The sequence below is a fragment of the Streptococcus sp. HMSC072D05 genome (genome assembly GCF_001815805.1).
GTDB lineage: Bacteria > Bacillota > Bacilli > Lactobacillales > Streptococcaceae > Streptococcus.
In genome coordinates this window covers 105,400-117,557 of sequence record NZ_KV821994.1, presented here as the reverse complement: position 1 = coordinate 117,557, position 12,158 = coordinate 105,400, and the positions used below count along the sequence as shown (strand labels likewise).

Genomic DNA, 12,158 nt, shown 5'->3' with positions numbered 1-12,158 from the left:
TAGAATACTCGTTCTTTAGTATATCATATTTGCTTCTTTTTTGAAACTTGAATCTAAAAAAGCCCTCATTTGAGAGCTGAAATTTTACCGATCCACCACTTGAGCTTCAAAGTAAGCTGGCTTGTCGTCTACATTGGTCATGGTAATCGTGTAGGACTTGTTATTGGTTACATAAAAAACTTTCTCCCCTTGGTAGTTGACAACAATTCCATTCTTTACCAAATGAATATCTGTTTGATTGTTTGGAAGCTCTTTATCATCATACCTTTTGGGAGCTCTATCTATTCTGCAAAATTTCGTTCTCTTTCCTTTTTCTACGCTGACCCGACCACCTGATACACTGCAACAATACTATCATACGAAGAATCAAATAAACCAAACGAAGGATTTTCATCTTTCCAAGAGCTGATAAGAAGGTTTTCCTTGCATTCCCCACTTCTTGAACTAACTGTTCAACCGTTTTACCTGTTTCCTCTTTAATAGCAACTGCATTCTTTGAAATCAAATAATAATTTTGTTCTAATCTGCTGATATAGGCTTTGGAAATTGGCTCGTCTAAGAAAAAATATACTCTATCAGCATACTCATCCTGAGACAGCGTATAGTAAACTTCAGCTTCACTCTCCCATTTTTTAGGAAAACTAGTTATTCTTATATTTCCATAGTCTAAATGCATCATTCCAACTAAAACGTCATTAGTCCATTCTTCCGCATAATGGTATAATTTCATTTTCTTATCTACCATTGGCCAAACTATAACATACCGACTATGCATGAATTCCTTAGTTAATGCCGAGTTACTTGCCAAGCTGGTCGCACCAATCTCATATACTGACCAAATAAGAACTATGAGCATTAGGACAGCTTGAGTTGGTTTGTTTTTATAATAGTTTCTTATTCTTTTTAACATTTTACTCTCCAACTGCGGGATTAGGTTTATCTAAATCTTTTTTGACATTTTGACTAGTATTCGCCACTAGAGCCTCTCTTGCATATTCGAAAGAAACAAGCTGATTGTTACTTTCAAAGCAAATAAGTCTCCTTTACCAAACAATTACAACAACTGAGGCCTAGTTTACGGTTCCTAAATCTACCGATCCACCACTTGAGCTTCAAAGTAAGCTGGCTTGTTGTCTACATTGGTGATGGTGATAGTATAGGGAGTTTCTTTCGTCACACCAAAAGAAAGCAGACCAAAGCTATCGAATAAAATAAAATATTCTTAAGAACTCTGTCATAGCACCCCACCTGTATAACACTATTGCCTCGCCGTTTCGTTTGTTATTCTGTTCTCCATATATCCTTAACTGTCACTTCTCCCCAATTATCTGTGCTAAAACGACTAGAGTAGATAGTGGTCCAGTCTTTAAGGACTTTATTACGGAGTACATTGTCTGCTTCCTTGCGAATCTCATCAACAGTCTTACCGCGTTTGGCAAGAAAGTCCTCTACTTGAGACTACTGAAAATATCCTGTACTCTCATCATCATAGTACCACATAAACCGTTCTAATTGCCGATTGTTTACATCGTACAGGTAATCTACATTTATGGTTGTCTCTGTATCTGGCAGTCTCAAACGCATCTCTATCCCAACTTTCGTCATCTCCTGAAATCCAAATTAAAAATAATAACCTAGAGATTGAATAGTATTTGGTAAATCTACACTTTTATAATCAATAGAATGAATAGAAATTTCTTGAGAATCGTTGTCCACAAATTTTAAACTTTTTAACTTATAAAAAGCTCGTCCTTTCCAGAGAAATGTATAATTGTGATAATCACTTTCTTCGTAGTATATTTCATCAAAAATATTATGAACTCTCTGATATTTATAGTACTGAAAACCAGAGAAAGATAATAATAGAACTATTAGCAACGAAAAAATTACAAATTTTCTCTTCTTCATCTAATCACCTCATCTCTGTCAACTCTTGATTCCCTGTTTCAATATTTCGAATGAAATTATAAGTACTTGGGTAATTTTTTTGTATCTCATCTACGGTATCTTTTTCTAGTAAAATCCCTCAACACACCCCGTTGTTCATACAGCATTGCGTTGAGCAAGAAGCTACTTTCTCTGGCAAACTATCCATACAAAGTCTGATATATCTTTTTCATGAAGCCATCAAGCTCTTTTTGAACAATCTTTAATAGGCGCTCTTCTTCGACTTTGGGAATAGTCACCCTCTCATTTATATTTTTTTCATTTATTTGAAAATAGGCGCTAGAAGTTAAATCAAAGTTCTTATCCAATTCATATAGTACGCTAGTTATTTTACCATCTATCTCTATTTCAAAATAAGCAGTAACCCCATTACGTCCAGGATGTGATATTTTCAAATCGATGTCTCCTTTTATCTCTATGGAGTCAATTCCTCCATCCAAGCGAATAGCTCCATCGGGAGGAACGACATAGCCCGCTTTACGGATGTCAGACGCATATTTTTCTGATGCCATCAAACGTTGTAAGACGACTATATTGTCCCTCTCTTCAAAGGAGGTTTTTAATTGCATATATTCTTGGTGGTTTTGATACTGAAAATAAAGATTCAAGCCAGTAGCTAAGACAATTACAGAACCAATCACGATTAGTATTTTTTTAAGTCCCGACATTTTTTTCACCCCCTCTGTCTAAGTAATCATAGAAGTGTTGTTCATACAGCATTGCGGTGAGCAAGAAGTTACTTTCTCAAACAATCTAACCATACAAGGTTTGATACATTTTTTTCATGAAGTCATCAATCTCGCTTTGAACACTTCTCAACAAGTAATCTTCTTCGGCTTGTGAGACAGAAACAATCTCTCTTTTCCCGTTTCCATTTTGCTGAGAATAGCTGGAATAAATTAAATTCAGATTTTTATCTAAAATGAAAGCTACATGCGTTTGTTTTTCATTAATCTGTGTAATGAAAAATAACTGAAAATCCTTAGCATCCTTTTTAGGAGGGCTAATTTTCAAATGTAACTCTCCTTCTATTTCTAATGGATAAATAACTCCATCCAATCGAATAGCTCCGTCAGAAGGAATAGTATATCCTGCCTTGTGGATGTCAGACGCATATTTTTCTGATGATGTCAAACGATGAAGAACTTCAATTCTTTCATTTTTTTCAAAAGCTTCTTTTAAAGCACTAGATTGTTGGAAATGATTGTAAGTAAAATATAAAGGAATCGCTAATAGGAACAAGGACAATACAATCAACCACTTAAACTGTTTTACTTTATCTAACATTCGCCTTTCCTCTATCAACACTCTCTTTCAAATAGGTGGGATTATAAATTCTCACTCACCTTCCTCATCATCATAAACTGGCTCGCCATGGATTTTGATGTATTCTTCATTTCTACGGTCATCTTCTTCCCAGACTGGGTCTCTCACATGGTCCATAAATGAAATTTCTTCCAAACTCAGCTCATTAGCTTCTTCATAACTCATCGAAAGGATATCCTCATGCCGGTTTTTAAATTCCTCCACACTTAACCAGCTCTCTTTATCATCTTCGCTAATCTGACCATCAATAGCAGTCGCAATTTCAATGGCCATAATATACATAGCTCGTTTATCAACCGTTAAAATATCCGTATGTGTCGTAGCAATCCTAAGGTTTTCTCCACGTTCTCTCCCATCAGTAATAAAATCATTTTCAAATTCCAATTGAATGTTTTCATCAGAAAACGAAGTCCAAGGATTGCTCTTATCGTATGGTATATGATTCCATCGTTTATCATTAAATCGCCATTTATCAAATTGAACTCCAAAAAAGAAATCATCCTGTAACATAGCATCATCACCAACATTGGAGAAACTTATTTTCTTGCCATTCCGTTCCTTAAACCACATCTTCCAAACAAGCTCTCTAGTTGTGAAGTCTATTTTTTTCGTAAAATCACTTTTGATATATAGTCTCATAAATCTGAGATATCGCCTCCATGTGCTAGTATATATTCTTTTCGACGATTGGCTTCTTCCTCCCAAAGAGGGTCGTCTACCACATCCATCGTTTGAATTTCAGTCAAACTTAGTTCATTTGCTTCTTCAAAAGTTAGAGATAGAATAGCCTCGTGCTTTTTCCTAAACTCCTCGACTGTTAGCCATGTCTTCTTATTATCCTCGCTAATTTGCCCATCAATCACCTTTGCAATCTCAAGCGCCATAATGTACATAGCTCGTTTATCAACTGTCAAAACTTCTAGATGGGTGGTTAAAATACGGAGATAGTCTCCCTTTTCATTATAATCCGTAGCAAATGCATCTTCAAAATTAATTTCAATACTTTCCTTAATATGTGAAAAGAGTCTTCGTACCCCTTCCTTTAGGGGGACACTAGACCATCTCTTATCGGCAGTGCCTTTCCTCAAGGATAAATTTGAGAAAAAATCTTCTTGTAATGCATCATTGTTCCCAGCATTTGAGTAAGAAATTTGCTCATCTTCTGGAAACCACATTTTACCAGCTAGTTCTAAATAACCATAAGGTACTCTTTTTGTATAATCACCTTTTAAATATAATTTCATTGTTCACTCCTTATTGCGTCAAGTATTTAAAAGCTTTCCACATATTTTTGATAACTTCTTCTTTAGCTCCTTTTCCAAGTCCATTTAGTTCAGATTGTTCATTTACCCAGTTTACAATATCCTGCCTACTTGAAATAGTTGAGGCTTCAATATCTATGTCGAGGTTATAACCTGACTTTCCACTTCCAGATTGAACCTGGAAAACTCCATCACCATTTGTACCACTAGTTGGCTCCCAATCTACACGAAGGTTCACTTTTCGATTTCCTACTCGGGCTTCAATTTGTTTACCACCCCTGCCAGAAATGGTCTTACTCGTAGGTTTATTGGCCTTCCAGCTATCGTAGTTGCTAGAATAATTAACCTGAATTTCGCCATTTAGTAAGGCCGTATTTGTAATAGCTGATAAGCTAGTTACTGCTCCACTAGATATCAGTACATTTCCATATTGTACCACTGATACAGATACTGCGGTACCAACTACGATACTTCCTCCCATTGTTGGTGGACTAGCCATTATACTCAATGTTTCGAGAGCACCACTCGCAAAGTAGACTCCTAAACCAGAGAAAATTTGAGCTACTCCACTCCAAAATTCGACTGAATTTGCTTCAAAGTTTTGGGCTTTTAGTTCATCAAGCTTTTTGTTAATCAAATGAGTATAATCATCATCATATTTCCCATTTTTTAAAACGACATAGCCTTGCTCCAAGGGATGAATGTCAATGATATTCCCTGTTTCATCAATCTTAAGAGTGTGATTGTAGTCGTCAATTATTTTATCCCATTCGGACTTGTCGTGACCTTTCAGGCGCTTCTTTAATTCGGCACGATAGTAGGCATCACCATCGTCCGATAGCATCATATCCCTAGAAGCTTTATTGATGGCACGAGTTTCCGAGTCTTGAAAATCTCTTTTGGCATGCGAAACAATCTTCACATCCTTCATCTTCTGCACCCAGCTCATGTCCAGACCGTCCGCATAGTAGTTGCCATCGCTATCGACAATGACTTTACTTAGTTGCGTAGCTCCTTGAATCGCTAACCCAAGGACTTCTAGGCTATCGCTGAAATACTGGGAAACTTGTGAGACAAAAAATTCTAGTTTTTCAATCTTGTCATCCAAATCCTGAATACCTGACTCGATTTGAGACTTAGTATTGTAGAGGATGGTCTTCTCAGAGAAAGCTTTCCCCCAATTAAGTGTAAAGAGATCTTTGATTTGATTTAACCAGTTCTCCCTCGCTTGAATCTGAGCTTCTACGATAGCTAGCTGCTCTTCTCTCAATTTTTTCAGTTCCTTGAGCTGGTCCAGGTCCAAATCTCCATATCCAGAGACCTGAGCATCTGCATTTTTGTAGGAAGTCAACTCTAGTTGGATATCATCTATCGCTGCTTGTAACTTCTTGATGCTAGGGATGATAATCTCTGTAAAGAGACCCTTCCCAGCTGTGTAGGCTGCTCCTGTCAGCTCACCTGAGTCTAAAGAGGAAATCAGGTGGTCACATCCACTAGATAAGCGGTCCGTGACTTCATTTGCGACTTGGAGATTGTTAGTCATGGCCTGAATCAATTCTTGGGATTCTTGTGCACTGTATTTTACTCCCATGGTAGCCGGTTCCTTTCTGATATCAGTTCTTCTCTGGCTTCATTGAAAGACCGACGTGCCTTCTTCGTTTGTTTTCCCAATTCATCCAGTTCCTCATCTACATAGGAGTTGACCTGTCGCTGAATGGTTCTATTTTCACTTTCGATTTGCTCTATCATTTGACGAGAACTGGGTGAGAGAGCCAATAGAGTCGCCATACGATGGTGGATGCTCTGGATTTCTGAGTGAAAGTGAGTTAGCTGCTGTTCATATTGTCTTTTTAGAGTCTGAAGACTTTCTTCTTTATCGTCAATCTTGACAATTTCTCTCCAAAGTTTGTAGCGTTTTTCTTCGTTCTTATCTGCCATTTTTAATGTTCCCACCTCTTAGCCTGCTCTACGTCGCGTTTTTCAATCTTATGAGCAATTTCTGGAAACTTATTTGCTTGGGTCAAAACAGCCGAGCTGAAATCACTGACCGCCTGAAGCATTTGATTGCAGGCCTGACGTCCAGCTTCCATCCCAGCAATTTCAGAAGTATACGAAAATTCTACCTGCTGATTTTGCTTCTTGCTCGTGTCATACCCGACCAATTCATTAATAGCTGCCTCTGCTGCTATCGTGCTAGATTTTATCTTTCCACCCATATTTCAAACTCCCTTTATTCATTGTATATTGACCATATCATAACACAAAAATAGTGCGATTTCAAAACAAACCCTAAGGGCAAATGCGCTCATCTCCTTAGAATAAACTCTATCGCTCAGTGAATGAGTTTGACAAAGACGTCACTAGTCATTTTGGAAACCCGTTTTCTTATGCCTTATAGTTCGAGTAGTTTTATTAGCAAGGCTTGTTCACCTCTCGTGAGAAACAGAAAAAGACAAGCCCTAAGAAAAATTCCTAGGGCTTGTCTTATGTGTCAAAATGAGCTACGTTTTTACTGACTCCTACAACTCTGTCCGATTTTCAATGGCTCGTAAGAGTGTGACTTCGTCCGCATACTCGATATCTGCTCCCACGGCTAGACCTCGTGCTAGGCGAGTGACCTTGATGCCAGCTGGCTTGAGGAGACGAGAGAGATACATAGATGTCGCTTCTCCATCCGCTGTCGCATTGGTTGCTACGATCACCTCTGAAACCTCACTATCCATGAGACGGGTCATGAGACTCTTGAGGTTGATATCGTCTGGGCTGATGCCATTCATCGGAGAAATAAGGCCATGCAAGACATGATAGAGTCCGTGGTATTCTTGGATATTTTCCATAGCAGCCACATCGCGACTATCCTCTAGCACCAAGATGGTTGTCTGGTCTCGAGTCGGATCCGTACAGATAGAGCAAGGATCGTCATCAGTCAGGCGACCGCAGATGGAACAGTAGGTCAGCTCTCTCTTAGCAGAAAGGAGATTTTTAGCAAATTCATTGACATCGTCATCAGACATTCCAATAGTATAGAAGGCCAGACGGGTAGCCGTCTTAATCCCGATACCCGGTAACTTCGAATAACTGTCAATTAGCTTGGCAATAGGTGTTGGATAAAGCATATGTTCCTTTCTAATTCATTGGATGATGTTGGTTATAGAGGTTGATAATATCGCGCGCAATGGAAGGTCCGACACCATTTGTAAGGTTGGTGTTATGAGGAAAGACAACAGCTACAGCGATTTGAGGATTATCTGATGGTGCATAGGCCACAGCATTAGTATTGTTAGCTTCTTGACCTCCCGCAACATAACTCTCGGCAGTACCAGTTTTTCCACTAATGGATACCGCTGCGCCATTTGAAAAGGCACGACCGGTTGTCAAAGCACTACCACCATGTGACACTTGATAAAATCCTTGTTGGAGGATGGAAACATCAGACTCAGAAATATTAATTTTATTCATTTCCTTGGTTTCAACAGATTGGATTAAGTTCCCTAAGCCACCTTGTTCGTTGTTTCCATAAATCCCCTCAACAATGTGGGGGGCAATCCGAACACCGTTGTTGGCAATAGTTCCAACGTACTGGGCCAATTGCATTGGGGTGTAGTTATCAAACTGACCAAAGGCATTGGTAATGTAATTAGCAAAATTATACTCTTTTGGTATAAAACCAGTTGACTCATCTGGGAGGTCAATTCCTGTTGAAGCTCCGAGTCCATATTCCCCGAAGGTTGATCGCAATTTGCCCATTGCAGTCTCTAACTGTCCCGTTGCGACTGTCATATTTGGTGTGTAGGTTTGTCCCATGATTCCTAGCGCAGTTTGAACCATGTAGGTATTAGAAGAGTATTCCAAAGCCTCAACTGCTGTGATAGGGAAAGAGCCATAGGACAAGGTATACCATGAATTGATAGGGGCCGAACCTTGGAAAACAATCGGCTGGTCTGTCAAGGTTTGATTACCTGACAAGACTCCATTTTCCCAACCAGAGCTGATGGTCGCCGCCTTAACAACAGATCCTGGCACAAAGACATTGGTTATCGTTCCAAGCGAATCTGAACTTAATTTACCGGATTCGACATCATGCTTGACACCAGACATGGCCAGAACTGCACCGGTTTTAGGATTGAGAGCTACAGCGTAGACTCCTTCAGAGTACTTTGCTCCACCGTTACCCAACTCTGAGTTGAAGTAGCTCTTGAGTAGGTCGTCCACACCATTCTGGAAAGCTAGGTCAACCGTTAACTTGATGTTGTTTCCTTTGCTTCCTTCTTCGACATTTTCCACACTTTCCATATTTCCGTGTTTGTCGAGGTGGATTTCTTTGACGGAGCGTTTCCCTTGAAGAACATCTTCATATTGCTTTTCAAGATAGGAAGTTCCCACTCGGTCATTGAGAGAATAGCCTTTTTTGAGATAGGCATCAACTTCCTCTGCTGGAAGTCCTGACTTTTCATTTGAAACGCTACCGACGATTGTCGATAAAGATGTATCCAGTACTTTACGATCCCATGAGGTTGAAATACTGATACCTGGTAATTCCTTGGACGCTGATGCAACGAGAGCAACTTGGGTATCATCTAAGGCATCCGTAGAAATGGTTCCTGTCGCAAAATTTTCAACGGCATTGAGCTGACTAAAGAGATAGATTTCCTTTTTCTGGTCATCTGTATAATTAAGTTGACTCACGTCAATGCTTTCAACCGCATTATTGTAAAGTGTCGCTTCTGATAAACGATTCCCATCTGAATCCAGGCGTTTATCGCTTGGCAAGGATTCGACTGTTTTTTTGTAAATATCCTGGTCCGCTAAGTAATAGTCTGCAATCTGTCGATCAGTCAGATCAGGGGAGGTTACATTTACATATGTAAGGAGTTTCTTGGCTGTCTCCTTCAATTCAGCTGCCGTCATTTTATTGTTTCGTGTGAAAGAAACAACCTGCTTGACAGTGTTTTCTACCAAGGGTTTCCCTGCTGCATCATAGATCTGTCCACGAGCTGAACTGGTTGTTACCCTTGTTTGGCTGGCTGAGGCCAATTTTGTTTCATAGAAATCTTTATTGAGCACCTGCATGTATAACAATCGACCAATAATGGCCATAAAGAGCAGAATGACAATCGCAAATAATAAATTAAGCCGAATCGGAATCGAATGGCTATTAAATTTTCTCATACAACTAAGACTCTTTTCTAGAAAAATTCCCGATTTCCACCTTTATTTCCCCTAAAATAATAGAGTAAATAGGTAAAGCTCAGTACATTTCATTGTACCATATTTTACGGAGAAACTCTTGGAAAAGTCGAAGCATTTTTTGACTTTTAACTGAAAATGCCTTTTTATTTGGTTATCCTATTTTCTATGATATAATGATAGTAATAGTTAGGAAAGCGTTAGCTTTTAAGACTTTGACTCATAAAAAGGAGCCTCATGAACAAGCCAGATATCGCAACCATAATCGATCTCCATTTTGAAGAATTAACCGAGCTCGAGCAAGAAATCGCTCGCTATTTTTTGCAAACTGAAACGATTCAAGATGATCTCTCTTCTCAGCAAGTTACCCAGAAATTACATATCTCCCAAGCAGCCTTGACCCGCTTTGCCAAAAAGTGTGGTTTTACAGGCTACCGAGAGTTCGTCTTTCAATACCAACATCAGGCTAGTAAACAGGACACTCATTCGCACAAACACAGTCCTTTGACCAAACGTGTTTTGCGAAGCTACAGTATCATGCGAGAACAAACTCAGGATTTGATCGACGAAGAACAACTGGAACGCGTTGCCCAATTAATCGATGACGCAGAACGAGTTTACTTTTTTGGGACGGGAAGTTCTGGTTTGATTGCCCGTGAGATGAAACTGCGTTTTATGCGATTAGGTGTGGTCTGTGAAGCTTTGACCGATCAGGATGGCTTTGCTTGGACGACCAGTATCATGGATGAAAACTGTTTGGTGCTTGGCTTTTCCCTATCAGGCACTACCCAATCCGTCCTCGATAGTTTGTTGGATGCCAAGGAAATGGGTGCCAAGACTATCCTCTTTACCAGCGCTCCAAACAAAAACAGTCAGGCCTACACCGAAACGGTCCTTGTCGCAAGTCATAGTCAATCTTCTTACATCCAGCGTATTTCCGCTCAACTCCCTATGCTCATTTTAATAGATTTGATTTATGCCTACTTTTTAGAAATCAATCGCGAGAGCAAGGAAAAAATCTTTAACAGCTATTGGGAAAATAAAAAACTCAATGGCTATCGTAGACAAAAACGCGTTAGAAAATCCTAGTTTGGCTGAACCAAACTAGGATTATTTTGCTTTAAAATGATAATAGGCTCCCAACATCCCTGCGGTATTTTGGTGATGAGCAAATTCTAATCGTAAAATAAAACGAGCTATTCTTCAAAAGTACGTTCAATAAGGTTATAGTTTAATGCAGAGTGTAGCGATGTAGTCATTTCCATAACGTGATAATCGATGTCTTTTATCACACGATTCATAAAAATCAATCATGGCGAGACCATTCTTCAGTTGTCCTCTAATCTGACTTTCTAAGGTATGGCTAAATTCATATCCATATTCTGGATTGATGGTGATTTTGCCTTCCTCTTCAAGCTCTCTTGAATTAAAAGGGAGTGAAAACTTTAACAGTAATTCCTCATCGGGTTGGTCCCATACAATGTCAGCATCATACATGTAAATCCAAGGATTCATAAATCCAACCATTAACAAACCGCCCTTTTTCAATACGCGAGAGGCTTCTTTATACATGTTTTCTAAATCTTCTATGTATACATTTGAAACCGGATTAAAAATAATATCAAAAGTTTCATTTTCAAATGGAAATGGTTTTGTCATATCGCTTTGAACAGTATTGATTTTTAAACCTTCTCTTTTAGCAACCAACTCATCTCTTTCTAATTGTGATTTCGAAAAATCCATAATGGTGACATCATAACCTTTTAGAGCAAAAACTGGTCCTTGCTGTCCACCACCACAAGCTAAGCCTAATATCTTTTTCCCGTTGGCTTTTTCAAACCATTCTTTGGGAACTTTTTTCCCAATCGTTAATGCAACTGAAATCGGGACTTTTCTAGCTTCTTCCAATTCTTCATGTGTCAATGGCTCAGTATAGGCATTTTTTACATTATTCCATCTATCTTCATTTAATTTTATATAATTACTCATCTTACAATCTCCTCGTAATTTTATAGTATTTCGATTTCAGGTGAATAGGTTGCCATTACTTTTTTTCACCTCTACAAATTCTAATTTGTCAATTTTTCGTCCATCTCATTATATCATTTTTCCATTTACTCAAGCTAAATATCAATTTAATGGATGATAGAATTGCTCTCGCCTCAACTTCTCATGCAAGTCGGTTATTTTCTCCTAGTTTCTCACGATTACCTCCTTTGGCTCAAATTTTTCCATAAAAAAAGAATTAAGCAAAACAGTTTTCACTCAAGTAGTGATTCAGTGTTTTTCTTAATTCTATAATTCCAAACTTGGATTGTTTTGTCTTGATACTCTTCGAAAATCAAATTCAAACCACGTCAGCTTTACCTTGCCGTACTCAAGTACTGCCTACGGCTAGCTTCCTACTTTGCTCTTTGATTTTCATTGAGTATAAAA

15 protein-coding genes and 1 pseudogene are annotated in these 12,158 nt (G+C 38.7%); 1 reads left to right on the top strand and 15 read right to left on the bottom strand.

The features are described from left to right. Positions 1-84 precede the first annotated feature (84 nt). The 14 genes and pseudogenes from HMPREF3057_RS10285 to pbp2b all read right to left on the bottom strand — a co-directional run bounded on the left by HMPREF3057_RS10285 (position 85) and on the right by pbp2b (position 9,704). Positions 85-222 carry a hypothetical protein gene (locus HMPREF3057_RS10285; RefSeq protein ID WP_180364440.1) on the bottom strand — a complete coding sequence of 46 codons (138 nt, stop codon included), beginning with the start codon at positions 220-222 and terminating at the stop codon, positions 85-87. A gap of 55 nt (positions 223-277) precedes the next feature. After that, positions 278-910, bottom strand: a complete 633-nt coding sequence (locus HMPREF3057_RS02535; RefSeq protein WP_000919639.1) for a hypothetical protein — start codon at positions 908-910, stop codon at positions 278-280. 371 nt (positions 911-1,281) lie between these two features. Then, positions 1,282-1,446 (bottom strand): annotated as a pseudogene (locus HMPREF3057_RS10395) (TipC family immunity protein); the annotation flags it as partial. A 12-nt stretch (positions 1,447-1,458) separates the two neighbouring features. Next, positions 1,459-1,605, bottom strand: coding sequence for a hypothetical protein (locus HMPREF3057_RS10390; protein WP_225893231.1), 147 nt, complete (start codon positions 1,603-1,605; stop codon positions 1,459-1,461). A 15-nt stretch (positions 1,606-1,620) separates the two neighbouring features. Then, complete coding sequence (locus HMPREF3057_RS10385) at positions 1,621-1,908, bottom strand: TipC family immunity protein (protein ID WP_000746268.1); 288 nt, start codon at positions 1,906-1,908, stop codon at positions 1,621-1,623. Positions 1,909-2,087: 179 nt separating this feature from the next. Further along, a complete protein-coding gene (locus HMPREF3057_RS02525) occupies positions 2,088-2,615 on the bottom strand; it encodes a thiol-disulfide isomerase (protein ID WP_070696232.1) in 528 nt (175 codons plus the stop codon). A gap of 85 nt (positions 2,616-2,700) precedes the next feature. After that, on the bottom strand, positions 2,701-3,234 hold the full coding sequence (locus HMPREF3057_RS02520; protein WP_044020408.1) for a hypothetical protein: 534 nt from the start codon (positions 3,232-3,234) through the stop codon (positions 2,701-2,703). A 51-nt stretch (positions 3,235-3,285) separates the two neighbouring features. Beyond that, positions 3,286-3,912 (bottom strand): hypothetical protein, encoded by a 627-nt coding sequence (locus tag HMPREF3057_RS02515; protein WP_070696230.1) that lies wholly within the window; start codon positions 3,910-3,912, stop codon positions 3,286-3,288. Next, positions 3,909-4,517: a hypothetical protein gene (locus HMPREF3057_RS02510; protein ID WP_000780960.1), complete on the bottom strand. Its 609-nt coding sequence runs from the start codon at positions 4,515-4,517 to the stop codon at positions 3,909-3,911. The genes HMPREF3057_RS02515 and HMPREF3057_RS02510 overlap by 4 nt, the downstream gene beginning before the upstream one ends. A gap of 10 nt (positions 4,518-4,527) precedes the next feature. Further along, on the bottom strand, positions 4,528-6,126 hold the full coding sequence (locus HMPREF3057_RS02505) for an LXG domain-containing protein (protein ID WP_070696225.1): 1,599 nt from the start codon (positions 6,124-6,126) through the stop codon (positions 4,528-4,530). Beyond that, the gene (locus HMPREF3057_RS02500; RefSeq protein ID WP_257370649.1) at positions 6,117-6,488 is read right to left on the bottom strand and encodes a hypothetical protein; all 372 of its coding nucleotides are present in this window, start codon (positions 6,486-6,488) and stop codon (positions 6,117-6,119) included. Before HMPREF3057_RS02500 ends, HMPREF3057_RS02505 begins: the two co-directional genes overlap by 10 nt. Further along, positions 6,476-6,751, bottom strand: a complete 276-nt coding sequence (locus HMPREF3057_RS02495; protein ID WP_000509002.1) for a hypothetical protein — start codon at positions 6,749-6,751, stop codon at positions 6,476-6,478. Before HMPREF3057_RS02495 ends, HMPREF3057_RS02500 begins: the two co-directional genes overlap by 13 nt. Positions 6,752-7,054: 303 nt before the next feature. Further along, positions 7,055-7,651, bottom strand: a complete 597-nt coding sequence (recR, locus tag HMPREF3057_RS02490; protein ID WP_000966754.1) for a recombination mediator RecR — start codon at positions 7,649-7,651, stop codon at positions 7,055-7,057. Between the two features lie 10 nt (positions 7,652-7,661). Further along, the gene (gene pbp2b, locus HMPREF3057_RS02485; protein ID WP_001224840.1) at positions 7,662-9,704 is read right to left on the bottom strand and encodes a penicillin-binding protein PBP2B; all 2,043 of its coding nucleotides are present in this window, start codon (positions 9,702-9,704) and stop codon (positions 7,662-7,664) included. Between the two features lie 255 nt (positions 9,705-9,959). Between pbp2b and HMPREF3057_RS02480 the strand changes: the two genes are divergently transcribed. Next, positions 9,960-10,811, top strand: coding sequence for a MurR/RpiR family transcriptional regulator (locus tag HMPREF3057_RS02480; RefSeq protein ID WP_070696219.1), 852 nt, complete (start codon positions 9,960-9,962; stop codon positions 10,809-10,811). Positions 10,812-10,946: 135 nt separating this feature from the next. On the opposite strand, the gene HMPREF3057_RS02475 is transcribed toward HMPREF3057_RS02480, so the two are convergent. Then, the gene (locus HMPREF3057_RS02475; RefSeq protein WP_070696216.1) at positions 10,947-11,711 is read right to left on the bottom strand and encodes a class I SAM-dependent methyltransferase; all 765 of its coding nucleotides are present in this window, start codon (positions 11,709-11,711) and stop codon (positions 10,947-10,949) included. Positions 11,712-12,158 lie beyond the last annotated feature (447 nt).

What these genes read in the sequence shown, in the direction of transcription:
- HMPREF3057_RS02535 (WP_000919639.1), bottom strand. Translation starts at nt 910, where the DNA reads ATGTTAAAAAGAATAAGAAACTATTATAAAAACAAACCAACTCAAGCT.
- HMPREF3057_RS10390 (WP_225893231.1), bottom strand. Translation starts at nt 1,605, where the DNA reads ATGACGAAAGTTGGGATAGAGATGCGTTTGAGACTGCCAGATACAGAG.
- HMPREF3057_RS10385 (WP_000746268.1), bottom strand. Translation starts at nt 1,908, where the DNA reads ATGAAGAAGAGAAAATTTGTAATTTTTTCGTTGCTAATAGTTCTATTA.
- HMPREF3057_RS02525 (WP_070696232.1), bottom strand. Translation starts at nt 2,615, where the DNA reads ATGTCGGGACTTAAAAAAATACTAATCGTGATTGGTTCTGTAATTGTC.
- HMPREF3057_RS02520 (WP_044020408.1), bottom strand. Translation starts at nt 3,234, where the DNA reads ATGTTAGATAAAGTAAAACAGTTTAAGTGGTTGATTGTATTGTCCTTG.
- HMPREF3057_RS02515 (WP_070696230.1), bottom strand. Translation starts at nt 3,912, where the DNA reads ATGAGACTATATATCAAAAGTGATTTTACGAAAAAAATAGACTTCACA.
- HMPREF3057_RS02510 (WP_000780960.1), bottom strand. Translation starts at nt 4,517, where the DNA reads ATGAAATTATATTTAAAAGGTGATTATACAAAAAGAGTACCTTATGGT.
- HMPREF3057_RS02505 (WP_070696225.1), bottom strand. Translation starts at nt 6,126, where the DNA reads ATGGGAGTAAAATACAGTGCACAAGAATCCCAAGAATTGATTCAGGCC.
- HMPREF3057_RS02495 (WP_000509002.1), bottom strand. Translation starts at nt 6,751, where the DNA reads ATGGGTGGAAAGATAAAATCTAGCACGATAGCAGCAGAGGCAGCTATT.
- recR (WP_000966754.1), bottom strand. Translation starts at nt 7,651, where the DNA reads ATGCTTTATCCAACACCTATTGCCAAGCTAATTGACAGTTATTCGAAG.
- pbp2b (WP_001224840.1), bottom strand. Translation starts at nt 9,704, where the DNA reads ATGAGAAAATTTAATAGCCATTCGATTCCGATTCGGCTTAATTTATTA.
- HMPREF3057_RS02480 (WP_070696219.1), top strand. Translation starts at nt 9,960, where the DNA reads ATGAACAAGCCAGATATCGCAACCATAATCGATCTCCATTTTGAAGAA.
- HMPREF3057_RS02475 (WP_070696216.1), bottom strand. Translation starts at nt 11,711, where the DNA reads ATGAGTAATTATATAAAATTAAATGAAGATAGATGGAATAATGTAAAA.